General features: G+C 59.7%; 17 protein-coding genes and 1 riboswitch. Of the genes, 9 read left to right on the top strand and 8 right to left on the bottom strand.

The window, feature by feature from the left end; translation table 11 throughout:
• The first annotated feature begins 6 nt into the window (after positions 1 to 6).
• Positions 7 to 627: a CatB-related O-acetyltransferase gene (locus VSQ83_RS21850; RefSeq protein WP_326427507.1), complete on the top strand. Its 621-nt coding sequence runs from the start codon at positions 7 to 9 to the stop codon at positions 625 to 627.
• 68 nt (positions 628 to 695) lie between these two features.
• Here the strand turns inward: VSQ83_RS21850 and VSQ83_RS21845 are convergent, their stop codons facing one another.
• Positions 696 to 2570: an O-antigen ligase family protein gene (locus VSQ83_RS21845; RefSeq protein WP_133076676.1), complete on the bottom strand. Its 1875-nt coding sequence runs from the start codon at positions 2568 to 2570 to the stop codon at positions 696 to 698.
• A gap of 157 nt (positions 2571 to 2727) precedes the next feature.
• On the opposite strand from VSQ83_RS21845, the gene msbA reads away from it, so the two are divergent.
• The gene (gene msbA, locus VSQ83_RS21840; protein ID WP_133076675.1) at positions 2728 to 4536 is read left to right on the top strand and encodes a lipid A export permease/ATP-binding protein MsbA; all 1809 of its coding nucleotides are present in this window, start codon (positions 2728 to 2730) and stop codon (positions 4534 to 4536) included.
• A gap of 151 nt (positions 4537 to 4687) precedes the next feature.
• Entirely contained in the window at positions 4688 to 6109 is a 1422-nt protein-coding gene (gene hldE, locus VSQ83_RS21835) for a bifunctional D-glycero-beta-D-manno-heptose-7-phosphate kinase/D-glycero-beta-D-manno-heptose 1-phosphate adenylyltransferase HldE (protein WP_133076674.1), read from the top strand.
• A gap of 120 nt (positions 6110 to 6229) precedes the next feature.
• Here the strand turns inward: hldE and VSQ83_RS21830 are convergent, their stop codons facing one another.
• From VSQ83_RS21830 to VSQ83_RS21815, 4 genes are all read right to left on the bottom strand, one after another.
• On the bottom strand, positions 6230 to 7186 hold the full coding sequence (locus tag VSQ83_RS21830; protein ID WP_326427506.1) for a metal ABC transporter ATPase: 957 nt from the start codon (positions 7184 to 7186) through the stop codon (positions 6230 to 6232).
• A 41-nt stretch (positions 7187 to 7227) separates the two neighbouring features.
• On the bottom strand, positions 7228 to 8040 hold the full coding sequence (locus VSQ83_RS21825) for an aldo/keto reductase (RefSeq protein WP_219262146.1): 813 nt from the start codon (positions 8038 to 8040) through the stop codon (positions 7228 to 7230).
• Entirely contained in the window at positions 8037 to 9212 is a 1176-nt protein-coding gene (locus VSQ83_RS21820) for an NAD(P)/FAD-dependent oxidoreductase (protein ID WP_133076671.1), read from the bottom strand. The genes VSQ83_RS21825 and VSQ83_RS21820 overlap by 4 nt, the downstream gene beginning before the upstream one ends.
• 192 nt (positions 9213 to 9404) lie before the next feature.
• Complete coding sequence (locus VSQ83_RS21815) at positions 9405 to 9737, bottom strand: DMT family transporter (RefSeq protein WP_016783272.1); 333 nt, start codon at positions 9735 to 9737, stop codon at positions 9405 to 9407.
• A 145-nt stretch (positions 9738 to 9882) separates the two neighbouring features.
• On the opposite strand from VSQ83_RS21815, the gene waaA reads away from it, so the two are divergent.
• A complete protein-coding gene (gene waaA / locus VSQ83_RS21810; RefSeq protein WP_326427505.1) occupies positions 9883 to 11160 on the top strand; it encodes a lipid IV(A) 3-deoxy-D-manno-octulosonic acid transferase in 1278 nt (425 codons plus the stop codon).
• Positions 11161 to 11162: 2 nt separating this feature from the next.
• Here waaA and VSQ83_RS21805 read toward each other — a convergent pair whose 3' ends face one another.
• Both VSQ83_RS21805 and VSQ83_RS21800 read right to left on the bottom strand, forming a co-directional pair.
• Positions 11163 to 15842, bottom strand: a complete 4680-nt coding sequence (locus VSQ83_RS21805) for a dermonecrotic toxin domain-containing protein (protein WP_326427504.1) — start codon at positions 15840 to 15842, stop codon at positions 11163 to 11165.
• Positions 15843 to 15964: 122 nt separating this feature from the next.
• Positions 15965 to 17401: a TolC family outer membrane protein gene (locus tag VSQ83_RS21800; protein WP_133076668.1), complete on the bottom strand. Its 1437-nt coding sequence runs from the start codon at positions 17399 to 17401 to the stop codon at positions 15965 to 15967.
• A gap of 172 nt (positions 17402 to 17573) precedes the next feature.
• A riboswitch (TPP riboswitch) is annotated at positions 17574 to 17679 on the top strand.
• 154 nt (positions 17680 to 17833) lie between these two features.
• Here VSQ83_RS21800 and thiC point away from each other — a divergent pair.
• Positions 17834 to 19723, top strand: coding sequence for a phosphomethylpyrimidine synthase ThiC (gene thiC / locus VSQ83_RS21795; RefSeq protein ID WP_219262143.1), 1890 nt, complete (start codon positions 17834 to 17836; stop codon positions 19721 to 19723).
• A 141-nt stretch (positions 19724 to 19864) separates the two neighbouring features.
• Positions 19865 to 21136 carry a putative hydroxymethylpyrimidine transporter CytX gene (gene cytX, locus VSQ83_RS21790; protein ID WP_326427503.1) on the top strand — a complete coding sequence of 424 codons (1272 nt, stop codon included), beginning with the start codon at positions 19865 to 19867 and terminating at the stop codon, positions 21134 to 21136.
• Positions 21137 to 21180: 44 nt separating this feature from the next.
• Here the strand turns inward: cytX and VSQ83_RS21785 are convergent, their stop codons facing one another.
• A complete protein-coding gene (locus tag VSQ83_RS21785) occupies positions 21181 to 21927 on the bottom strand; it encodes an RsiV family protein (protein ID WP_219262142.1) in 747 nt (248 codons plus the stop codon).
• A gap of 220 nt (positions 21928 to 22147) precedes the next feature.
• Here VSQ83_RS21785 and VSQ83_RS21780 point away from each other — a divergent pair, with 220 nt between their 5' ends.
• The 3 genes from VSQ83_RS21780 to cpdA are packed head-to-tail and all read left to right on the top strand — an operon-like array spanning position 22148 to position 24056.
• Positions 22148 to 22765, top strand: coding sequence for an NUDIX domain-containing protein (locus VSQ83_RS21780; RefSeq protein ID WP_326427502.1), 618 nt, complete (start codon positions 22148 to 22150; stop codon positions 22763 to 22765).
• Entirely contained in the window at positions 22756 to 23208 is a 453-nt protein-coding gene (locus VSQ83_RS21775) for a DUF1249 domain-containing protein (RefSeq protein ID WP_133076663.1), read from the top strand. Before VSQ83_RS21780 ends, VSQ83_RS21775 begins: the two co-directional genes overlap by 10 nt.
• Before the next feature lie 32 nt (positions 23209 to 23240).
• Positions 23241 to 24056, top strand: coding sequence for a 3',5'-cyclic-AMP phosphodiesterase (gene cpdA, locus VSQ83_RS21770; RefSeq protein ID WP_133076662.1), 816 nt, complete (start codon positions 23241 to 23243; stop codon positions 24054 to 24056).
• Positions 24057 to 24074 lie beyond the last annotated feature (18 nt).

The raw sequence follows: 24074 nt of genomic DNA, 5'->3' as shown, positions 1-24074 counted from the left end.
TGCACCATGGGCTGGATTGAACGTTTTCAGGAGAAGCGCGCCAAGCGTGCAATCCGTAAATTACCGAAAATCGAGCGGGGCGTTGCCCGTTTCAAACAGTGCTATCCCGACTACGAAATGGGTCGTGGCAGCTATGGTCTGCCCTTGGTGCATGACTGGAAAGAAGGCTCGACCCTGCGCATCGGGGCTTTTTGCTCGATTGCCGAAGGGGTGAATATATTTTTGGGCGGGCACCATCGCGCCGACTGGGTAACAACGTATCCCTTTCCGGCGATGCTCAAGGCGGCGCAGCACATTACCGATTACAACGGCACCCGTGGCGATGTGGTGGTGGGCAGTGATGTGTGGCTGTGCTCCAACAGCACCGTGCTGTCGGGTGTCAGCATTGGCCACGGCGCCATTGTGGCGGCCGGTGCGTTGGTGACGCGTGATGTTGAACCGTATGCAGTCGTGGGTGGCAACCCGGCGAAGTTCCTGCGCTGGAGGTTCCCTGAGGAGCAGCGCCTGGCCTTGTTGCAAACTGCCTGGTGGGAATGGCCGGATGCCGATATCGAGCAAGCGGTCGGCCAGTTGTGCAGTGACAATATTGAAGGCTTCTTGACCTGGGCCCGTCAGCGTCAGGCCTGAGCACGATCAGCAGACAACGGCTGATTGTGGCCGTGGTCGGGAGCGCCCGAGGGCGCTCCGCTGATGTGTCAGGTTGCAGCGTGTGCCGTGCCCAGCTGTTTGATTTGCTGGCTCAGGCTGTTGACGGCCACCGGGTCGGCCAGGCTGGCGTAGCCGTCGAGTAGCGCCTGCAGTTGTTCTTCGAACAACCAGCGGCGATCTTCGGGGTAACGCTGCATGTGGCGCAGGTTGCGCTGGCGCAAGGCGATCCTGAGCGCTGAAGGGTAGAGGTGCATGTCGGCGATATCGATCAGGGCGAATTCGCCATCGTCCATCAGCAGCACATTGCCCAGATGTAGCGAGCGGAAGTAAATGCCCTTGTCGTGCAGTACCGCCAGGAACTTGCCGAATCGCTCCACCAGTGCCTGGCGAACCGCAGGCGACCCCATCGATTGCATGACCTGACGCAGGGTTTGGCCCGGCAGCGGCTGATACAGCACAGCCGTACTGCCATCTTTCAGTTGATACAGGTCCAGGATTTTCGGTGCGGCAATCCCCATGCCCTGCAAGCGCTCGCTGTTGACGGCAAAACGTTCGGAGTAAGGGTTGAAACTGCCGGATGTATAACAGCGACGCCCGCGGAACAGCTTGAGGAAGTTGCCGTTTTCCAGGCGCAGTACTTTGGGGCCCAGACCATCTTCTTCAATCACCTGCGCATGGGCCTGAAGGGTGTCGAACGCCGCCCGGGAAAGGTTGCGAACAGGTCGGTCGCGCAAGGTCTTGAGGCGCTGGTTGATGCTCAGAGCAGCAATCAGGGCCAGGGGAATCCACAGCAGGTACCAGTGTTCTTTCGGCCTTGGCAATATGCCGCCGCCTTCGGTCATGCCGGCACCGATGCCGTACACCAGCCAGGCAGACGCCAGGATGAACAGCGGTTGCACACGATGGCGCCAGCTGCTGTAAAGCCCCCATGCCTGCATGAACAGCCAGGGCGTGAAGCCCAGAATGCCGGTGTAATACAGCACGCCGAGGGCGAAGTTGTGTGGTTCGCTTACGATGTAGCCGCCGGTGCCCGGCAGTTCCAGGCCCAGAGTAGCTTCGTAGCCATAACCGATCCACGGGCGTTGTTCTATCAGCGCAAGCACCATGTTCCACAGATCAAGTCGAAATGAACTGCCACGGCTTATGAGCATTTCCCAGAACAGCGCGACCACCACTGCCCCTCCCACAACCAGCATGCTCATCAGCGCCAGTGAGCGACGGTTCCAGCAGATAAAGCTCAGCCACACCATGGCCATTACGACTGCCACCAGAGGGGTTCTGGAGCCGGTGGCCAGCAGTGCTGCGAACATGATGGTAAAGGCTGGGATCGCGATAAACAGGATCTGCGGCCGTTTGCAGGTCATGCCCAGGGTGAGCCAGTAAATGCAAAAGAAGCCGAACGCGTGAGAGCTCAGCAGCGGGTTGTCGAAGGCGCCCGCACCGATCATCCGGTATTCCGGGACGACAAGGCTGATGGGAATGAACATGTACAGGTTATAGACAGTCGCGACCAAGGCAATCACAGCAGCGGCGAAGAACACCGGTTGCAGGCTTTCACTGCGGTATCGGGTCAGCAGCGCGCAGCCCCAGAACAGCATCAGCAGGTGCAAGGCCGGCTTGAGCGAACCCACGAAGTCTTCTTCGCCGTTGGTCCACATCAGGCTGGCCATCGCCCAGGCGGCAAACAACATGAAGCCGAGGACTATCGGGTCACGCAGAATCTCTTTCAGCTCTTTGGGCCGCAAGATGATCGCGATAAGGGTCGGAATACTGAACAGGCCGTAATACAACTTGTGATGAAGACTGCGTCCTGGCAGAAAATAAAGGTCGGATAGAAGCAATAAAAGACCGGCAGGTAGTAGCCACAGGCAGATGAAATCAAACACCCGCTGCTTTGAATAATTTAAGTAACTGAATTGCATGCTGAAAGGTTCATTCCAGGTTTTGGACGGCCATACTAGCGTACTGGCCCTGAAGTGTCGTTTTTACTGCCCTGGGAGGCTGGGGTTCAAGCGGCAGTCAGTACACCAGAGAAGCTGTGATAAAGTCAGCATCCTTTTTGACTAACCGCCGCGTGATATGACCGAATCCAGCCCCAGCACAAGCGAATCGAGCTTGAAGATATATCTGCGCCTGCTCAGCTATGTCCGGCCTTATGTCGGCCTTTTCCTGCTGAGTATCCTCGGGTTTCTTATTTTCGCTTCGACCCAGCCAATGCTTGGTTACATCCTCAAGTATTTCGTCGATGGCCTGTCCAATCCGGATGCAGTGCTGTTCCCCACTGTTCCCTATTTGCGTGATCTGCGCCTGTTGCAGGTCGTGCCGATACTGATCGTATTGATCGCCGCCTGGCAGGGCCTGGGTTCCTTCCTGGGTAACTACTTCCTGGCCAAGGTGTCTCTGGGCCTGGTGCATGACTTGCGGGTTCAGCTGTTCAATAACCTGCTGGTACTGCCCAATCGCTACTTTGACAAGCACAACTCGGGCCACCTGATCTCCCGTATCACCTTCAACGTGACCATGGTCACCGGCGCTGCCACCGATGCGATCAAGGTCGTCATCCGTGAAGGCATGACCGTTGTGTTCCTGTTTGGCTCGTTGCTGTGGATGAACTGGCGCCTGACGCTGGTGATGGTTGCGATCCTGCCGCTGATTGCCGTCATGGTGAGCACGGCCAGCAAAAAATTCCGCAAGCAAAGCAAGAAGATCCAGGTAGCGATGGGTGACGTGACGCACGTCGCCTCGGAAACTATTCAGGGTTATCGCGTTGTACGCAGTTTTGGCGGTGAAGCCTACGAGCAGAAGCGCTTTCTGGAAGCCAGTCAGAGCAACACTGACAAGCAACTGCGCATGACCCGTACCGGGGCGATTTACACCCCGATGCTGCAACTGGTCATCTACGTGGCCATGGGCGTCCTGATGTTCCTGGTGCTTTACCTGCGCGGCGACTCTTCGGCGGGCGACATGATTGCCTACATCACCCTGGCCGGTTTGTTGCCCAAGCCGATTCGCCAGCTGTCTGAAGTCAGCTCGACGATCCAGAAGGGTGTGGCCGGTGCTGAAAGCATCTTTGAACAACTGGACGAGCAGCCTGAAGTCGACACCGGCACTGTTGAGCGCGACCACGTCAGCGGTCGCCTTGAAGTGCGTAACCTGAACTTCACCTACCCGGACACCGATCGTCAGGTGCTCAAGGACGTGACCTTCACGGCCGAACCAGGGCAGATGGTGGCGCTTGTGGGGCGTTCCGGTAGCGGCAAGTCGACACTGGCGAACCTGATTCCGCGTTTCTATCACCACACGTCGGGCGAAATTCTGCTCGATGGTGTTGATATCGAGGATTACCGCCTGCTTAACCTGCGCCGTCATATTGCCCAGGTGACTCAGCATGTGACCCTGTTCAGCGACACCGTGGCCAACAACATTGCCTATGGCGATTTGGCGGGTGCACCCCGTGCCGATATCGAAAAAGCGGCGCGTGATGCCTACGCGATGGACTTTATCGAGCAATTGCCACAAGGCCTGGACACTCAGGTCGGCGAGAACGGCGTGCTGCTTTCCGGCGGTCAGCGCCAGCGTCTGGCCATTGCCCGGGCGTTGCTCAAGAATGCGCCATTGTTGATTCTGGATGAAGCCACCTCGGCGCTGGATACCGAGTCTGAGCGCCATATCCAGGCAGCACTCGACCACGTGATGAAAGGCCGTACCACGCTGGTGATCGCTCACCGCCTGACGACCATCGAGAAAGCCGATCTGATCCTGGTCATGGATCAGGGTCAAATTGTCGAGCGCGGCACCCATGCCGAGCTGATGGCGCAAAACGGCTACTACGCGCGCCTTCACTCGATGGGCCTTGATGCGCCTCAAACCTCGGGCGATATCGCCTAGCAGGGTGTCGCCGCTGCCGGAGCCTTCGGTAGCGGCGACACAACGCGTTCGCTATGCCTGATTCTCATTCGCTGCGATTAATACCGTGAACGGACCTGCGTTCACCCTGTGTTAATATCGCGCCCCTGTTCATTTTGTATGTGGGATCTCCATGAAGTTGTCCATGCCGCGATTCGATCAAGCCCCTGTCTTGGTGGTAGGCGATGTCATGCTCGACCGTTATTGGCATGGCGGGACCTCACGGATTTCGCCTGAGGCGCCGGTGCCGGTGGTCAAGGTCGAGCAAATCGAAGACCGCCCGGGCGGCGCTGCCAACGTTGCGCTCAACATTGCCGCACTGGGTGCGCCTGCCTCATTGGTCGGTGTGACCGGCGACGATGAAGCCGCCGACAGCCTGGCCAATCGGCTTGAAGGCGCCGGTGTTCGTGCATTGTTCCAGCGAATCGCGCACCAGCCGACCATCGTCAAGCTACGGGTCATGAGCCGTCACCAGCAACTGCTGCGTATCGACTTCGAAGAACCGTTCGCCACTGACGCCCTGGCATTGGGCGCCGAAGTTGAAAACCTGCTCGAAGGCATCAAGGTGCTGGTGCTGTCCGACTACGGCAAAGGTGCCCTGAAAAACCATCAGGTGCTGATCCAGGCTGCGCGGGCCAAAGGTATTCCGGTTCTGGCTGACCCCAAGGGCAAGGACTTCTCTATCTACCGTGGTGCAAGCCTGATCACGCCCAATCTCAGCGAGTTCGAAGCCATCGTCGGTGGCTGCACCGATGAGGCTGACCTGGTGGCCAAAGGCGCCAGGCTGATGGCTGATCTGGATCTGGGGGCCTTGCTGGTGACCCGTGGCGAGCATGGCATGACCTTGTTGCGTCCGGGCTTTGCAGCCATGCACTTGCCCGCTCGGGCACGTGAAGTGTTTGACGTTACAGGTGCTGGCGATACCGTTATTTCGACCCTGGCCGCCGCCATTGCTGCCGGTGAAGAACTGCCCCACGCCGTGGCGCTGGCCAATCTGGCGGCCGGTATTGTTGTCGGCAAGCTGGGTACGGCAGCCATCAGTGCGCCGGAACTGCGCCGGGCGATTCAGCGCTCCGAAGGTTCTGAACGTGGTGTTCTGAGCCTCGATCAGCTGTTACAGGCCATCGAAGATGCACGGGCGCATAACGAGAAAATCGTCTTCACCAATGGTTGCTTCGACATCCTCCATGCCGGTCATGTGACCTACCTGGAGCAAGCGCGGGCCCAGGGCGATCGCCTGATCGTTGCGGTCAACGATGACGCTTCAGTGAGTCGCCTCAAAGGCCCTGGTCGCCCGATCAACAGCGTTGACCGGCGTATGGCCGTATTGGCGGGTTTGGGCGCGGTGGACTGGGTGATCAGCTTCCCTGAAGCGACTCCAGAGAACCTGCTGGCCCAGGTCAAGCCGGATGTACTGGTCAAGGGCGGTGATTACGGGATCGATCAAGTGGTCGGTGCCGATATCGTGGCGGCTTATGGCGGTACGGTCAAAGTGCTGGGGCTGGTTGAAAACAGCTCGACCACGGCGATTGTCGAGAAGATTCGCGGTCAGTAACGATCAAGCGAATGCAATGTGGGAGCGGGCTTGCTCGCGATAAGATCGCCCCGGTTTTTCTGAAGACCGCGTCGACTGTATCGCGAGCAAGGCCGCTCCCACACGTGCATTGCTCCGGGTTTAAACCTTCTTCACGACCTTTCTGAATATCTGCCGCGCCCTGCCGGTCAGGCGCTTGAGCCTGGACTCCGGTGTCGGCGGGCTCAAGCCTTGCTGCTTGACCCAATCCTTCCAGTGAATCCGCTCGTCGTGTACCACCCAACCGTCCTGAGGCGCAAAGCTCTCGGCCAGGCGCACGCCCCGGGTACTGGCAGGGTGCAATTGGTCTTTGGTGAGGGTGTACAGCTCGGCGCAGGGCTGGCCATCGGTCAGCGGGATCAAGTACAGGTCCGGGTGCTTGCGGTCCAGGCGCGCGACCAGTTGATCGCCTTCCAGTCGTTCGTCGACATGAAACAGGCTCAGGGACTTGGCTTCCTTGGGGACCTCCAGGCGCAGGTCGTAAATCAGTTGCAGTGACGCCGTCGGTAAATGCACGTAGGCCCGTGGTCGTTCCAGCAGGGGCTGGCTGCCACAGCGGACGGGCCGCGCCGCTCCAGACAGTGGCGTCAGGCGAAAGGGCAGGGCTTCACGGTAATGCAGGGCGGCTGCATAAGGGGCCGGTAGCCACGTTTCGTTGAAGCGCCCGCTGAGCCAGCCTTCGGGGGTTTCCAGCAAGCACTCTTCGGCAATTTCCTGGATCGCCGTATGCAGGGGCAGGTTGACCTCATGGGCTGGCACATAGCCTGAAATCAGCTTGAGCACCACATCGCCCCGATCCTGCCTGCGCTGGCGCACCAACACCCAGTAGTCGCGGCATTGCCAATGCAAGGTCAAGCGCACCGATACCCCAAGGTTTGCCAGTTCCAGGGAAAAGCGCTCACTGTTGGCCACTTTCACCGGTCGGCGTTTTTGCAGGGTTTGCGTGAAGTTCAGCGGCATGCCGACGCTTTGATAGCTCAGCCCCTCAGGTGTGGCTTCGACATACAACGGCAGGGTTTTGAAGTCGCTGGGGTTCTTGCGGATCAGCATGCGCGGCATCTTGGCTCCTTCTTGCGTCGGGGTCGGCCACATCGCCAGCTTCAGGTTTTACGCAGTACCTGCGCAACCGTCGCCACGTTATGGGCCAGGTGCAGCGGATTGATGGTGCCGACAATAGCACTGGCAACTCCGTGATGGCCAAATACCAGTTCGAAGCTGGCGCGTACCGGATCAACCCCCGGGCTCAAGCAAACATGCCCGCTGGCCAATGCTTTTTTAACCAGAATGGCTTTGCCGTGGGCCGCGGCGAATTCGATAACAGGCAGCTCGGCCTGCTCATTGAGGTTATAGGTGACCATCGCGCAATCGCCTGTTTCCAGGGCCTTGAGCCCGCCTTCAACGGTTTTGCCCGACAGGCCGAAGCCGCGAATCTTGCCTTCGCGTTTCAGTTCGGCAAGGGTCTCGTAGACCTCGCACTCATTGAGAATCGCAAGGTCATTGCCGTCAGAGTGCACCAGGACCAGATCGATGAAATCCGTTTCCAAACGTTGCAGGCTGCGCTCCACCGAGCGCCGAGTATGAGCTGCACTGAAATCATGGCTCGACTGGCCGTTGACGAACTCTTCGCCCACTTTGCTGACAATCACCCAGTCCTGGCGCTGGCCGCGCAAAAGCGGGCCCAGGCGTTCTTCACTGCGGCCGTAGGCGGGCGCGGTGTCGATCAGGTTGATGCCCAGGTCACGGCTGAGCTTGAGCAGCATTCGCGCTTCGTCATCCCCCGGTATCTGAAAACCGCTGGGGTACTTGACCCCCTGGTCGCGGCCCAGCTTCACGGTGCCAAGGCCCAGTGGCGAGACCAGCAGGCCGGTACGGCCCAGCGGTCGATGAAGTTCGTGCAGGGTTGGCTGGCTCATGGCAACAGTTGCTCCCAGGCGGTCTTGCCCAGAGGCGGGCGCGGTAGCGCAGGCAGGGCCGGGGCATTGCCCGGCTTGATACCGTCGTTTTCCAGTGCCTGGATCACGCGATCCGAGAAGTCAGGTGCCAGTGCCAGCTTGGTAGGCCAACCCACCAGCAGGCGGCCTTGATCCGCCAGGTAGGCGTTGTCCGGGCGCACCAGGCCCGACTGCGCAGGCTCGGCGCGGTTGACCCGCAACGTGGCCCATTGCGCCTGGCTCAGATCGACCCACGGCAGCAAATTGCCCAGCTCTTTTTTGGCAACGGCGATTTGCTCGGCAGGTTCGCGGGCAACACCATCGGCTTCGGCGATGTCTCCGCCCAGGTACCATACCCATTCACCATCAGCGGCCGGGTGGGTGGTGACGGTAATGCGCGGCTTGGGGCCGCCGCCCAGGCAATGGGCGTAGAGCGGTTTGAGGCTAGGACCCTTGACCAGCACCATGTGCAACGGACGCAGTTGCTGGGCTGGAACACTGATACCGGCACTGGCCAGTAGCTCGGCATTGCCTGCACCTGCGCTCAATACAATGCGCTGGGCATGAATGTCGCGTCCGTCGACCCGCAGGCCGATCAGCTCGTTGTTTTCAAACAGGGGTTCAATGGTCTGGCCGGCCAGCAGGCCGTCGCCCGCCAACTCGGCCAGACGCTCAATCAGGCTGGGAACATCGACCACCAGCTCCGCCAGACGATAGACCTTGCCCTTGAAGCGCGGGTCTTGCAGGGCGGGGGGCAATTGGTCGCCTTTGACTTGATCGACCCGGCCCCGTACGGCCTTGCTGGCAAAGAAGCTGGTGAGGTTGCCCGCCAGCGTGCCGGGTGACCACAGGTAATGGGCTTCGGAGAGCAGGCGCACGCCGCTCAGATCCAGTTCGCCATCACCGGCCAGGGCTTCACGCCAGCGCCGGGGCATATCGGCGATGGCTTCAGAGGCGCCGGTCAGGGCGCCGTGCAGCGCGTACTTGGCGCCGCCATGAATGATGCCCTGAGATTTCACGCTCTGACCGCCGCCCAGGCTTTCACGTTCGACCACAATCGTGGAAAACCCCTGACGTCGCAGGCGGGCATTGAGCCAGAGGCCGGCAACACCAGCGCCGACAATCAGCACGTCGGTGGAAATAACAGATGGCATGAGCGACCTCAGCGTTTAAAGACAAAGACCGCAAGTATACAGTCTGATCTTCAACCTGCCTTGACCTGTAAATACTCTATGGCAGACGCAACTTGCCTGGGTAGTCGCTGACGAGGAACGAAGGCTGCGAGCTCTTGATCTGGAAGAGCTCGCAGCCTTCGTTCCTCGTCAGCGACTACAGGGTGGGCTGTTTCAGTGCCCCGCAGTTTTCGAGAACAACTGGATCACCACCACCCCCAACACAATCAGGCCCATGCCGAGCATGGCAGGCACATCGAGCTTTTGACCGTAGATAAACAGTGCCGCGATGCTCACCATCACGATGCCCATGCCTGCCCACACGGCGTAAGCCACGCCTACCGGGATGGTGCGAACCACCAGGGTCAACATCCAGAACGCAGTGGCGTAGCCGGCAATCACCAGAACCAGAGGCAATGGCGTGCTGAAGCCCTTGATCGCTTTCATGGAGACGGTTGCAATCACTTCGGCGCAAATGGCGATGGCCAGATAGTAGTAGGCGTTCATGGTGGAGTCCTGAGTGTGGTGCGGGGCAATTTAACAGCTAGCCATTCTAGTAGTTGTGAAAGTGTGTAGTGCGTTCTGGTTGCGACAGGGCAGGGGCTATTCGGTGCCATCATCGTGAATACTTTTTCAAGTAAACTCCGTGCCCATGAATAGAACTCTCTACACCTTGCTGTTTCATCTGGGGCTGCCGCTGGTGGCGATTCGTTTGTGGCTGCGGGCGCGCAAGGCGCCAGCCTATGCCCGGCGCATTGGCGAACGTTTTGCCCTGAACCTGCCGGTCATGCAGCCGGGCGGGATATGGGTACATGCGGTATCTGTAGGCGAGAGCATTGCCGCCGCGCCCATGATTCGCGAGCTGCTCAAGCGTTATCCACAGTTGCCGATCACCGTGACCTGCATGACGCCGACCGGGTCCGAGCGGATCCAGGCGCTGTTCGCAAACGAGCCGCGTATTCAGCATTGCTACCTGCCCTACGATTTGCCGTGGGCGGCAGCGCGCTTTCTGGATCGGGTCAAGCCCAGGCTTGGCGTGATCATGGAAACCGAGTTGTGGCCCAACCATATCCACCAGTGCGCCAAGCGCGGAATCCCGGTGGCGCTGGCCAATGCCCGGTTGTCTGCGCGTTCGGCCAAAGGCTATGCGCGGTTTGCGGGCCTGACCCGGCCCATGCTCGAAGAAATGAGCCTGATCGCCGTGCAGACCGAGGCGGAGGCTGAGCGTTTTCGGCTCCTGGGCGCGCGCCCTGAATGCGTTGAGGTCACCGGCTCGATCAAATTCGACCTGAGCATTGATCCTCAACTACTGATCAAAGCCCGAGCGTTGCGTGAGCAATGGCAGGCGCAAGAGCGTCCGGTGTGGATTGCTGCCAGCACCCACGAGGGCGAAGACGAGATCGTGTTGTCGGCCCATCGTCAATTGCTCGCCAGTTACCCGAATGGGCTGCTGATATTGGTGCCGCGTCATCCTGAACGTTTCAATTCGGTATTCCAATTGTGCCAGCGCGAAGGGTTTGCCACCGTGCGCCGCTCAAGCGGTGAGCCGGTTGCGGCTCAAACCCAGGTGCTGCTGGGCGACACCATGGGTGAATTGCTGTTTTTGTATGCCCTGGCAGACAGCGCCTTTGTCGGTGGCAGCCTGGTGCCCAACGGCGGGCATAACCTGCTGGAACCGGCGGCGCTGGCCAAGCCCGTGCTGAGCGGGCCGCACCTGTTCAACTTCCTCGAAATTGCCGCCAAGCTGCGCGAAGCGGCAGCCCTGGAAGAGGTCGAGGATGCGCAAGGTCTGGCCCTCGCCGTGCAGCGCCTGTTTGAGTTGCCGCAAGACGCACAGCGCATGGCTGAGGCAGGCCTCAAAGTCATGCAGCTCAATCAGGGCGCCTTGCAGCGATTGCTCGACGGCCTGGCGCGCTTGATGGCGCGCTAAGCCTATTGGCCCACTGGCAGAAACCAGCGTTCTGCCAGTGCCCGGCCGATCTGGCCACGGTGGACGTTGACAATGGCTTGTCCGCTTTTTGCATTGGCCAGCTGCGACCAATAGCTGAGCGTGCGTTGTGCCTTGGTCTTCAAATGAGCCACGGTGTAGTCCTGCTTCGGGGTGTCGGCCTCGGCATAGTGAAAGTGGGCATACCACAGCGCCTCACCCTTACGGTCGTTGATTGCATATTCCTGGATAAAGTCCCGGCGCTCGCCCGTTAACTGGATGCGCCTGCCAAGACCGGCAATCTGGACCAGTTCCTGATCAATCAGGTACTGCAGGTTGCCGTGGGTCGGTGGCAGTTCCAGGCTCAACTGAATGCGCATGGCCTTGCCTTCACTCACCATCTGCTGCGCCGCATTGCGCATCCTGTTGACCAGGGTTTGATCGTCCTGCAGGCGAGCGTCGTCAGGCTGAGCTTGCAAGGCGACGTGCATTTCGGTGGCCAGTTTGTCGAGTTTTTGGGCCTCGTAGGTCAGCAGTTCTTCGACCTCCTGCGGGTGGCGGGACAGGGCCTTGTAGTGCCCGGCCTTGCGCAGATGACCTTCGAACTGGCTGAACAGCTTGCGCGCATCGCCCTTGATGACGTTGAGAGGCCGGGTGTGCGGTGCTGGTGCGGGGTGATCGGCCTTGATCTCGACCCATTCGTCGCCATGCTGCAAGTAGGTCGAGAGCAGGTGTTTGTCGTAGTCGGAACGGACTTCAATGACCTCCTTGTGCCATTCGCTGTCGGCGGGTCTTAGCTCGCCAATCAACTTGCCTTTGCCTCGCACACTGATCATTTTTCTGGGTCGCACGCCCGCAGTCGAAGGTGTGCGTTTGCGTGGCTTCTTGGCTGGCGGTTGCGCCGGCGGCCTGATTTCGGCCGCCAGTTGGCGGGTGGCGTCCTGGTAAAGATCGGTGACCAGGGCAGATAGCTGGTTGAAGTATTCGAGGTTTAGTTCATCACTGTAAACGATGCCAATTCCTTGCAAGGCATCCAGCGCCTGCCCGTAGCACTCCACCAGACTGCCCAGAATTTCGAGGCGCTTGCTGGTGTCGAACTCCAGGAGGTTGAGCTGGTTATGGGTGTTTACATGCTCTTTAAGCGGATCAATCGTGATGTCCAGAGTGCCCTCTACCATGCTGCCTGCCAAGGGCATGGAACTGGACAGTTTCAGGCAGTCCAGCTGAAAGCTTTTGAGACTCAGACTGGTGTGCGCGTCGGCGGGAATCTCCAGGGCCAGATTGCCGGCAACGGTGGCCCCGGCTTCGCTGAGGTTGAACAATTCTTCCAGGTAGTGGTTTCTTTGCTCGATGCGTTCGATGGTGGCCTGGTTGAGTGCCACCTGCTCATGCATGAACTGGGCGAAGCCTGCCCTATCGGTTTCTGCCGCCGCTTCCTGGCCGGGCCCCGGGGTGGTGAACTGCGCCCACTTTTGCATCAGTGCGCTCTGCTCGCCTGCCGAAATGGCCATGGAAAAACTGCGGTTGTCGAAGGACTTTTCGAGCAAGGACACCACGATGCTTTCGTGAAAGGGGATCTTGAGCTCAGTGCGTTCCTGATTGCTGGCCAGCAATGCCTGGTAAGCGCTCAATTCGGCGTGCAGGGCTGTACTCAGTTTGTCACGCAGGCCGGCCAGTTGTTGCTCGGTGAAACGGGGGTCGGCGTTAGCGTTTTTCAGGGCCTTGTGAGTGATTTCAACGGCTCTTTGAAGAGGTATTTCCCGTGGGAAAAAATCTTTCAGATCATTGCCCAGCTGGGTTATCCGCAGCGCCCTGTGTTGTTGAAAGGCGGCGATGCGCTTGGGCGGCATACCGCCCTGCAAGCGTAATCGCAGATCAAGCGACCAGTTGCCATGACGGTCTGATTGCAGGCTGGGGCCCGGGTGGCGGGGATCGGTGATGGACACGATGACCGCCGTGCCTTCGGGGTCGATATCGACGGCGTACAGGTTCTGGTCGATCAAGGCATGCCAGGTCCGGTCGATGTAATACAGTCCCTTGCGGGGGCCGTCGGGTTGTGCGGTCGGCAGCGCAGCGGGACGCGTCACCTTGAAGCTGGCCAGTCGTTCGCGCTGGCTGGGTGTCAGCTGATTGCGAGCATTGGCGAAGCTTAAATCCAGCACGGTGCTTTCTGCGTTGGGCAATTGGCCGGGCAGCGCCACGCTGCCGGAGATAACGCGAGGCGGCGCTGGCTCGGGCCAGACCTGCGGCACGCGCAGGGTTGTAAACGGGCGCATGGCTTGCGTCCGCAGCCCGGTGGGCAGTGCCGTGAGTACGCTGCGGGAACCGGGAGCCTCGTGAAGCAGCAACAGCCCGACGTTGAGCAGTATGTCGGCGGCGGCCTGCTCCCGAACGGTCGGGTCATTACTTGCGAGTGCAGGGATAGTCTGGCTGGCCAGGCCCATCAGGCCCAGCAACCCGCCCGTCACCATCAGGGGCGCCGGCACCGCCGGCAGCATCAGCAGGCTGTTGAAAATCAGACCGCCACCCTCCAGCAGCACGGCCCAGCGGCTTTCACTGTTGGTCACCGATTCTGCGTTGGCCTGTTCCACCAGAGCTCTGGCATTGCAGCCGTACAGGAACTGCATCAATTGGCCGTTGTGCAGGTATTGCAGCAACTCGTTGCTGATGCCGTCAACGGCGAGCAGCGCGGGCTTGGGCACTTCAATGGGGTCGTATTCGCTACCCAGGCCAAAACGTACAAAGTGGGGTTCCTTGAAACCTCCGTGGTCGTAGATCGGGCGGGCCCTGTCACTTAACCAGGTGATGACGCTGTTTTGCAGTTCCCCGGACTCGGCGATAGCGTCCAGCAAGGCGTCACGGGTGCTGAATTCCAGCAAGGAAGGGGCGTAGAGCGGGCGATACAGCACATGCGGGCCATGTTCAACGTTGGCGGGTTCAATGATGAACATGTTATTGACGATGTCCGGCACCGCTTCGGGCTGTCGCACCAGCGCCAGGTGACGGATCACCACTGGCACGCCCTCGACCACGCGATCGGCGGCGCGGTTTTGCACCACCGCCGCGACATAACTGGCGCCCAGGGTGGTCATGGAGCCTTCTTGCTTGAGGCACAGTTCCAGGGCTTGGAGTGGCAGTTGCGCGCGCAGGTGCTCGGCGAACAGTTTTTCGCGCGCCTGGGCGTCGGGTGTGTTGCTCAGCAGCAAGCTTTCAAGGCGCTCGGGGTAGGCTTTGCCGATGTTGACCTGTTCAATCAGGCCGCCGCGTCGTGTGATGTAATCGGGCGTCAGCCACTGGGGAAGGTCCAGACCCAGATGGTGGCGCACGCTCAGCGTGCCTTTGGGACGACCGATCAGGTTTTTCAGGGCCAGGTCGGTCAGGCTCATGGTCACGGGCTCCACGACACCCAAGGTGCCATAAGCCCCGGCGACTGTCAGAAAGGTCAGCTCGATTTCGTCGGGGTTCAACAGCTCGCTGATCGCGTGTACGGGCGTGTCCAGCTCAAATTGCAGTTGATCGGTCCGCATTTGTTGATGCAGCACATCGGCGGCGTACGCACGCAGCGTACTGATGTCGGACAGGTAGGTCCGGCCCTGGCTGTTTTTTTTCGCCGCGGCCAAGGCCAGGCTGTACTGGCGCAAGCGTGCCTGATCGGCAGCACTCGCGTTTTTCAGCCAGTCGGGCAAGTGTTGCTTGAGGGTTTCAAGGGTGTGCAGATTGGCTTGAGGGGCGGCGACAAAATAGCGGGAGGGCTCGGTGATATGCCTGTATACCGTGTCCAGCGCCTGCCAACCGACGCTGGAAGGCAGTTCAAGCAAGCCAATACTCTCCAGCTGCCGGTTAAGGAGGGCAGCGCTGGCGGCGTCGAATACATTGCCGTCGAGCTCATATTGTTCAAGACGGACTTCGTCAACGCTGAAGGACCGGCTGATCTTTCGGGCCCAGCCCCGGCCCAATGAATCCTGATTTCGATAGGTCAGGGTCTTGCCGTTGGCATTGCACACGAGTATGTGCTCCGGAGTCACCAGGACGATTCGTGAACTCATCCCGGAGCGGGTCACGCCTGCATTCACGAGCGTGGCTTTGAGCCAGTAAGCGTGAACAGCGTTTTGTGCGTGTTGACGGACACGCTCTTCAAGTTCGGGGGCGTTGATCACTTGGTTGATGGCCTCACGGGCTGTCTGAGGCAGGTCGGATTGCTGGAGGGCGCCGATGCGCAGGGTGTCTTTCAGCACATCGCTGAGCCATTGCCAACGGCTGACGCCGGTATCCGCCGGCTCTGACCAAAAGTTGCTCAAAGCATTTTGCAGGCCAATGGGCAGGCGCCAGGTCAGCTCTTTGACCAGGCGCTCGATGACGCGCATATCCAGCTCGCCCTCTTCGGGCTTGAGCCAGTCGGGAGCGTCATCGGTCAGGTAGTAGGGTTGCGTGTTGATCGGGCTTAGATCCAGTTCGGCGCCTGTGCCCAGGTAATCCAGCACCTTGGGCATGAATGGCTGCAAGTCCCAGCCCCCTTGAGGCCGGGGGACGGCCAGACGGGTGCGGGCCAGATCAATTTTGAGGGTGGGGTACTCTTGGGCAATGGCCGCCGCGAGCATTTGCCGGGTGACAGATTCAAGTGAGGGCGGGTTGGCGAATTGTTCCCGAACGGCGTTTTGTGCAGGGGCGAGGTGGGGCGTTGTCATAAGGGGGTTCCTTGAGAGTGCCAGAAGGTCACACGACCGGTGCCGTATTAACTTCTGGTGCTCACAAGGAGGGGTGGTAGCTGGATAGTTCTGTGAATCCCCCCCCTGCGGGAGGGGCTGGCTCAATTGCCCGGTGAGCGCAAGTTGGCTTCGGCTGCTTTGGCCAGGTCGGGCGGCAGGAAGTCCTTGTCCGGGTTGTAGTCGGCCTTGAGGTAGCGCGACAGTGCGTCCAGGTCGCCAGGGTTCAAGGTTCCCGCTGCCTGCTTGAGGCGCAGGTTGTCGAGGATGTAGTCATAACGGCTGTTGTTGTAGTCACGCACCGAGTTGTAGAGCTGGCGCTGGGCGTCAAGCACGTCGACGATGTTGCGCGTGCCCACCTGGTAGCCGATTTCCGTGGCTTCCAGTGCACTCTGGTTGGAGATGATCGACTGTTTGCGCGCCTGTACCTGCTCAACGTCGGTGTTCACCGCCCGGTGCAGGTTGCGGGTATTTTCGACCACCTGGCGACGCAAGGCTTCGCGCTGCTGTTCGGTCTGGTCCAGGCGCGAGTACGACTCACGCACTTGCGAGCTGGTCAGGCCGCCGCTGTAGATGGGGATGTTCAACTGCACGCCAATGCTGCGTTGCGACACGTCGCCGCCATAACGCTGGTTGAGGGCATTGGGGTTGCTCAAGCCAAAGGCGTCGTTGTCCCCGGTCTTGTACTGCGCGACGGCATCGAGGGTTGGCGCGTGGCCAGCCTTGCGCTGCTTGAGGGTTTCTTCGGCGGCATCGACCGCGTAATTGCTGGCCAGCAGGTTGAGGTTCTGCTGTGCGGCCGTGTCGACCCAGGACTTGGCGTCATTGGGCATCGGCGGCAGGATCGGCAAGGTGTGGCGCATGCCTTCAATCGCGTTGTACTGGCGGTTGGTCAGGGTGACCAGGGATTCAAAGGCGTCTTCTACCTGACGCTGAGCCAGCATCCGGTTGGCCCGTGCCGTGTCGTAACTGGCCTGGGATTGCAGCACGTCGGTCTTGTCCGACAGGCCCACGTCAAAGCGCTCCCGGGACTGGTCCAGTTGGCGCTTGAAGGCGGCTTCTTCGGCCTTGGTCGCGGCCAGCGTGTCCTGGGCGCGTAGCACCGAGAAATAGGCGTTGGCGCTCTGCAGGATCAAATTCTGCTCGGTGGCCGAGAGTTGCAGCGCGGCCTGCTCGTTGATCGATTCGGCGGCTTTCAACTGGAACCAGCGATCAATCCGGAAAATCGGTTGTGCCAGCGTGGCCTGGTACACCACGGCGCTGCGGGTGGTCGTCAGCGAAGGCTGGTCGATGGCGGTGCGCACATTACTCGACTCGGCGCCGCCGGACAGGTTGGGCAGCAAACCGGCGCGGGCCTGGGGCACCACTTCCTTTTGAGCCGCGTAATTGGCGCGGGCTGCAGCCAGGTCCGCGTTGTTGTCTACCGCTTCGTGGTAAACGCTGACCAACCCGTTTTGACTGGACAATGGGGCGGTTGTATCCAGAGCCATTGCGCTGGTCGCCCAAGACACGGCTATAGCCAGTGATAGTTTGCGCAGCATGAGCGATCCCTAGTTCAAGGTTGCGAAAAATAAGTGCCCGAGCCCGATTCGCGGTTTCAAGCCGTAGCGAGTGTAGTAGTGGTGGCACCTTGCAACAATGCCATTGTTACGCCTTTCATCACTGCATTAATTGTGGGATTGGCGTTCTGCCTCACTCTTGTCTAGACTGGCCGGGTTCTTGTCGGGGTGCCTTGCTATGAGGCTGAGATCGAATAATTTCGGATCCCGTTGAACCTGATCAGGTTAACGCCTGCGTAGGGAACAAGATTTCTCGTCTCCCGGCGAGTCCTCTTGAGTGCTGTCCGGGATCAATTGGTCAAAAAATGATCAGTTGTTCGAGGCCGCCACTCAGCACCCAGTCCTTGGGTGCATCCGTACATTTTTCAGGTTCTCCCTCCGACAATCCGCCTGGATGCAGTCTGGAGAGCCGTGATGAGTACAAAACCAAAAAACGCGATCAACCTCAGTGATTCGGCCAAGGTCGATGAGCAGTCGGTCAAGCCGTTTACCCGCTCGCAAAAAGTCTACGTACAGGGTTCGCGCCCGGACATTCTGGTGCCGATGCGTGAAGTCAGCCTGGATATCACCCCCACCGATTTTGGCGGCGAAGTGAACGCCCCGGTATTGATCTACGACACCTCGGGTCCGTATACCGACCCGTCTGTGCAAATTGACGTGCGCAAAGGCCTGGGCGATGTGCGTTCGGCCTGGATCGATGACCGTGACGATACCGAGCGCCTGCCGGGCTTGAGTTCGAACTTCGGGCAAATGCGCCTGGAGGATGCAGAGCTGACCAAACTGCGGTTTGCCCACGTCAAAAACCCGCGTCGGGCCAAGGCCGGTGTCAACGTTACCCAGATGCACTATGCGCGTCAGGGCATCATCACCGCCGAGATGGAATACGTCGCCATCCGCGAAAACATGAAGCTGCAGGAAGCCCGGGCGGCAGGTCTGCTGGATCAGCAGCACCCTGGCCACAGCTTCGGCGCCAGCATCCCGAAAGAAATCACCGCTGAATTCGTGCGCGAAGAAATCGCCCGCGGTCGCGCCATCATCCCGGCCAACATCAACCACGTTGAGTTGGAGCCGATGATCATTGGCCGCAACTTCCTGGTGAAGATCAACGGCAACATCGGCAACAGTGCACTGGGCTCTTCGATTGAAGAAGAAGTGGCCAAACTGACCTGGGGCATTCGCTGGGGTTCGGACACGGTCATGGACCTGTCCACCGGCAAGCACATCCATGAAACCCGCGAGTGGATCATCCGCAACTCGCCGGTTCCGATCGGCACCGTGCCTATTTATCAGGCATTGGAGAAGGTCAACGGCGTGGCCGAGGACCTGACCTGGGAGCTGTTTCGCGACACCCTGATCGAACAGGCCGAGCAAGGCGTCGACTACTTCACCATCCACGCCGGCGTGCTGCTGCGCTACGTGCCGCTGACCGCCAAGCGTGTGACGGGCATTGTGTCCCGTGGCGGATCGATCATGGCCAAGTGGTGCCTGGCGCACCACCAAGAGAACTTCCTCTACACCCATTTCGACGAAATCTGCGAAATCATGAAGGCCTACGACGTCAGCTTCTCGCTGGGCGACGGCCTGCGTCCGGGCTCGATTGCCGACGCCAACGACGCGGCCCAGTTCGGCGAGCTGGAAACCCTGGGCGAGCTGACCAAGATTGCCTGGAAGCACGACGTGCAATGCATGATCGAAGGCCCCGGTCACGTGCCGATGCAGTTGATCAAGGAGAACATGGACAAGCAGCTGGAGTGCTGCGACGAAGCGCCGTTCTACACCCTCGGCCCGCTGACCACCGACATTGCACCGGGTTACGACCACATCACTTCGGGCATCGGTGCGGCCATGATCGGCTGGTTCGGTTGCGCCATGCTGTGCTACGTCACCCCCAAGGAACACTTGGGGTTGCCGAACAAGGATGACGTGAAGACCGGGATTATCACCTACAAGATTGCGGCCCACGCTGCCGACTTGGCCAAGGGCCATCCGGGTGCGCAGATCCGTGACAACGCCTTGAGCAAGGCACGCTTCGAGTTCCGTTGGGAAGACCAGTTCAACCTTGGCCTGGACCCGGACACCGCCCGCTCGTACCACGATGAAACCTTGCCCAAGGACTCGGCCAAGGTCGCGCATTTCTGCTCCATGTGCGGGCCGAAATTCTGCTCGATGAAAATCACCCAGGAAGTCCGTATCTACGCCGCCAACCAGCGCATCGATGCCATCGATGTGGATGTTGCGAAGGGCCTTGCCGAACAGGCCGAGCGCTTCAAGCAGGAAGGCAGCCAGCTGTACAAAAAAGTGTGATGTGAGCAGTTCCCTTGTGGGAGCGGGCTTGCTCGCGATGCAGACGTCACGGTCTTTGAGTGTAACCGTGTCGACTCTATCGCGATCAAGCCCGCTCCCACAGGGCTTTCAGGCAACTCTCTATTTGTGAGATTCAACCCATTGAACACACCCAGTACCTACTCTCCCGACCTTGCTGTCCCTCAGGACCGGCGCGTATTCGGCGGTCGAGATCTGTTTTCCCTGTGGTTCTCCCTCGGCATAGGCCTGATGGTGTTGCAGACCGGCGCGTTGCTTGCGCCGGGACTGGGCCTTTCGGGTTCATTGCTGGCGATTTTTCTCGGCACGCTGGTCGGCGTGTCGTTGTTGGCCTCGGTCGGTGTGATCGGCAGCGACACCGGGCTGTCGTCCATGGCCGCGCTGAAACTCAGCCTCGGCAGCCGCGGCGCCATGCTCCCGGCCGTGCTCAACGTGTTGCAACTGATCGGCTGGGGCTCGTTCGAAATCATTGTGATGCGCGATGCGGCCAGCCTGCTGGGTGCACGGGCCTTCAATGAAGGCAGCTGGTTGAGCAACCCCTTGATGTGGACGCTGTTTTTCGGCGCCCTGGCCACGCTGCTTGCGGTCAGCGGGCCTTTGACCTTTGTGCGCAAGGTCTTGCGCAAATGGGGCATCTGGTTGCTGCTGGCGGCTTGCATCTGGTTGACCTGGAATTTGTTCGCCAAGGCCGACCTGCCCGCATTGTGGGCACAAAAGGGCGATGGCTCACTGCCGTTTGCCGTGGGTTTTGACATTGCCATCGCCATGCCGCTGTCGTGGTTGCCGTTGATTGCGGATTATTCGCGCTTCGGCAAGCGCGCCAACAGTGTGTTTGGCGGTACGGCACTGGGCTTCTTTATGGGCAACTTCTGGCTGATGAGCCTGGGCGTGGCCTACACCCTGGCCTTTGCGCCGAGCGGTGAAGTCAATGTGCTGCTGTTGGCGCTGGCGGGGGCAGGCCTGGGGATTCCACTGCTGCTGATCTTGCTCGACGAGTCCGAAAACGCATTTGCCGATATTCACTCGGCGGCGGTGTCCGGCGGGATGTTGCTGCGTTTGAAAGTCGAGCATCTGGCCTTGGCTATCGGTGTGGTATGCACCTTGATCGCCTGCTTTGCGCCGCTGGCGCAGTACCAGAACTTCCTGCTGCTGATTGGCTCGGTGTTCGCCCCATTGTTCGGGGTGGTCCTGGTGGATCATTTTATATTGCGCAAGCGCAGTGCCCGGGTCGCACCGACCCTGCTGCGCTGGACGACCTTGCTGGCATGGCTGGGCGGAGTGGTGACTTATCACCTGCTGGCGAACTTTATGCCTGATGTGGGCGCGACGTTGCCGGCGTTGCTGCTGGCGGGGTTGTTGCAGTGGGTGGCAGGGCGCTCAAAAGCGGTTGCATGACCTTGTGGGAGCGGGCTAGCCCGCTCCCACGGGAGATGGGGTGATTACCCGCGGCCCGGGAACCACTCGGGTTTCAGAATCCCGTTCAGGCGCGAGTACGGGATCTTCAGTTCAATATGACCTTCAGAGTACGGCGCAATGCTGTACACGTCGTATTTGAGGACCACGTTGTCCTTGAGTAATGCCACGTGCGGGGTTTTCTGGAACGGCCAGTTTTTGACGTATTCCGGGTCGCTGCTGTAATGGCTGTTGATCAACCAGTTGTTGTGGGCCACTTTTGCGGCCCCCCAAAAGGCTTGCTCCTGGCCCGGCAAGAGCATGTCCTGCAAGGTCACTTCTTTCTGCTCTTTGCGCGAGTAGTTGATAAAGCCGCGCCCCGGCATGCCATGAGCGCCGCCGGTGTCCAGGTAGCTGGACAACTCGACAATCACCAGACCGTCATGCTCCTCGCGTACCTTGGCTTGCAAGTAGGTGCTGTTGCGGCTGTCGGCTGTGCGCAGGAAATGCTCGCGGTACGCGTTGAGCGATGGCGCCAGTTTGTCGTCGGGCGAGTTTACGGTCATCTTCAACAGGCGGTTTTCGATCAGCGCGTCGAGGTTGGGAGCATCGGCAAAGTGCAGGGTGTCGATATTCACCAGCGGGCAGTCCGGGCCAGTGCAGCCGGATTTGACCTGCTCCGAGGCGTCATTGGTAAACGCCAGCGGCTTTTGTGCCGAAGGTTGAAACACGCTTTGGCAAGCACCCAGGGTCAGGGCGATGCAAGTCATGGAGGCAAACTTTAAAAGCGACATGGTCGTCCTTCATCGTCGAAAGAAAGAGAAAATTATGGTGGTTCGACTGCCAGCATGGGCATCGGTTCGCCACTAAGCTTGATAGAGTCAATTAGAGTTGTTTTGCAGGCGATCCGTCTATCCCCGCTTCATAAAAGAGGCTGCATCCGCAGGTGCAGGCGCGTTAGGATGCGCGATGCCGAGGGCCACCCCGGTGAAATTCGCCAGTAAGGGGTTTGCAATGACTGACATCACCAAGGCCACGCCAAGTGCCGTTGAGATCGTAAAGCGCGAGAACGGTTATCAGGGTTTTTACAAACTGGACCGCGTGCACCTGCGTCACGAACTCTTTGCCGGTGGCATGAGCCGTGAGATCAGTCGTGAAGTGTTCGTGCGCCATGACGCGGTATGTGTGCTGCCGTATGACCCCCAGCGCGATGAAGTGGTGCTGATCGAGCAGTTCCGGGTCGGCGCCCTGGGCAAGACCCAAACGCCCTGGTTGATCGAACTGGTGGCCGGGCTGATCGACAAGGCTGAAGTGCCCGAAGAAGTCGCTCACCGTGAAGGCGAAGAAGAGGCCGGTCTTACGTTCTCGTCACTGTGGCCCATCACCCGCTATTTCCCTTCGCCGGGGGGCAGTACCGAGTTTGTTCACTTGTTTCTGGGGCGTTGCAGCACCTTGGGTGTGGGGGGCTTGCATGGGCTGGAAGAAGAGGCAGAAGATATTCGTGTAACGGTATGGGCGTACGAAGATGCGCTGCAAGCTGTACGTGATGGACGTATTTCCAATGCAGCGAGCATTATTGCCCTGCAATGGCTGGCGCTTAATCGCGCTGAAGTGAGGGGGTTATGGTCGTAAATGGGGTTCGCGATCGTTATCGAGTCGACCTGATCGGTTTGCAGGCTGCCTGCGAGGCCAACTATGCGCGCCTGATGCGTTTGTTGCCTGAAATGCGCGAGCAACCCGGCCCGCGCCGGATTGCCGTGACTCAGGGGGACCAGATGCTGGGCGTGCTGACGCTTGAGGTGATCCTCGATTGCCCGTACACCAGCACCCTGCGCATCCGTCAGGAACATAGCTTGCCCTGGTTGCCGGTGCCCGAGTTGCAGGTTCAGGTTTATCACGATGCGCGCATGGCTGAAGTCGTTGCTGCCGAGCACGCCCGGCGCTTTCGCAGCATCTACCCGTACCCCAACATCGCCATGCACCAGCCCGACGAAAAAGCCCAGCTCAATGTGTTTCTGGGTGAGTGGCTCAGCCATTGCCTGGCATGCGGGCATGAATACGCAGAAGTACGCTAGCCTTGAAATCAACACCCCCCGGGAGAGTCATCTTGCCGAATGTATCCACGCTGACCACCGAAGATGCGGTGCTGCTGGTGCAGTTGTCTGACAGCCATTTGTTTGCTGACGCAGACGGTTCCCTGCTCGGCCTCAAGACTGCGCAAAGCCTGCAGCAGGTGATCGATCTGGCTCGCGCCGAACAACCGCACATCGACGGCATTCTGGCCACGGGCGACTTGACCCAGGACGGCAGCGTCGAGGCCTATCAGCACTTTCGCAGGATGACGTCACCGCTGGGCGGCGTTGCCCGCTGGATCCCCGGCAATCATGACCAAATTGCGCAGATGCGCGAAGCGGCCGTGCAAAGCCGTCTGCTTGAGCCCGTGGTCGATATCGGCAATTGGCGCATTACGTTGCTCAACTCGGCAGTGCCCCATTCCACCCCCGGTTATCTGGAAGACGACCAGTTGCAACTGCTGGCGCAATCCTTGAGCGAAGCCCCCGAACGCCATCACCTGGTGTGCCTGCATCACCACCCGGTCTCGGTGGGTTGCCAATGGCTGGAGCCGATTGGTCTGCGCAATGCCAAGGATTTCTGGTCGGTCATGGACCGTTATCCACAAGCACGGGCGGTGCTCTGGGGGCATGTCCACCAGCCGTTCGATCAGCAACGCAACGGTGTCAGGTTGCTGGCATCGCCCTCGACCTGCATCCAGTTTGCTGTCGCCAGCCCGGACTTCAAGGTCAGCAACGAGGCCCCGGGCTATCGCTGGTTGCGCTTGCAGCCTGATGGCACGCTGCAAACCGGCGTGTCACGCCTGGCTGATTTCTCGTTCGAGCCGGATTACAGCGCCAACAATTACTGAAATATCTTGAAGCGAGTC

The organism is Pseudomonas sp. DSV-1, assembly GCF_035830915.1.
Classification (GTDB): Bacteria; Pseudomonadota; Gammaproteobacteria; order Pseudomonadales; family Pseudomonadaceae; genus Aquipseudomonas.
Note: the sequence above shows the minus strand (reverse complement) of the source record. Positions and strands in the feature narration are given on the sequence as shown.

Bases quoted from the DNA above. Each gene is read 5' to 3' on its own strand.
- VSQ83_RS21850 (WP_326427507.1), top strand. From the start codon at position 7: ATGGGCTGGATTGAACGTTTTCAGGAGAAGCGCGCCAAGCGTGCAATC.
- VSQ83_RS21845 (WP_133076676.1), bottom strand. From the start codon at position 2,570: ATGCAATTCAGTTACTTAAATTATTCAAAGCAGCGGGTGTTTGATTTC.
- msbA (WP_133076675.1), top strand. From the start codon at position 2,728: ATGACCGAATCCAGCCCCAGCACAAGCGAATCGAGCTTGAAGATATAT.
- hldE (WP_133076674.1), top strand. From the start codon at position 4,688: ATGAAGTTGTCCATGCCGCGATTCGATCAAGCCCCTGTCTTGGTGGTA.
- VSQ83_RS21830 (WP_326427506.1), bottom strand. From the start codon at position 7,186: ATGCCGCGCATGCTGATCCGCAAGAACCCCAGCGACTTCAAAACCCTG.
- VSQ83_RS21825 (WP_219262146.1), bottom strand. From the start codon at position 8,040: ATGAGCCAGCCAACCCTGCACGAACTTCATCGACCGCTGGGCCGTACC.
- VSQ83_RS21820 (WP_133076671.1), bottom strand. From the start codon at position 9,212: ATGCCATCTGTTATTTCCACCGACGTGCTGATTGTCGGCGCTGGTGTT.
- VSQ83_RS21815 (WP_016783272.1), bottom strand. From the start codon at position 9,737: ATGAACGCCTACTACTATCTGGCCATCGCCATTTGCGCCGAAGTGATT.
- waaA (WP_326427505.1), top strand. From the start codon at position 9,883: ATGAATAGAACTCTCTACACCTTGCTGTTTCATCTGGGGCTGCCGCTG.
- VSQ83_RS21805 (WP_326427504.1), bottom strand. From the start codon at position 15,842: ATGACAACGCCCCACCTCGCCCCTGCACAAAACGCCGTTCGGGAACAA.
- VSQ83_RS21800 (WP_133076668.1), bottom strand. From the start codon at position 17,401: ATGCTGCGCAAACTATCACTGGCTATAGCCGTGTCTTGGGCGACCAGC.
- thiC (WP_219262143.1), top strand. From the start codon at position 17,834: ATGAGTACAAAACCAAAAAACGCGATCAACCTCAGTGATTCGGCCAAG.
- VSQ83_RS21785 (WP_219262142.1), bottom strand. From the start codon at position 21,927: ATGTCGCTTTTAAAGTTTGCCTCCATGACTTGCATCGCCCTGACCCTG.
- VSQ83_RS21780 (WP_326427502.1), top strand. From the start codon at position 22,148: ATGACTGACATCACCAAGGCCACGCCAAGTGCCGTTGAGATCGTAAAG.
- VSQ83_RS21775 (WP_133076663.1), top strand. From the start codon at position 22,756: ATGGTCGTAAATGGGGTTCGCGATCGTTATCGAGTCGACCTGATCGGT.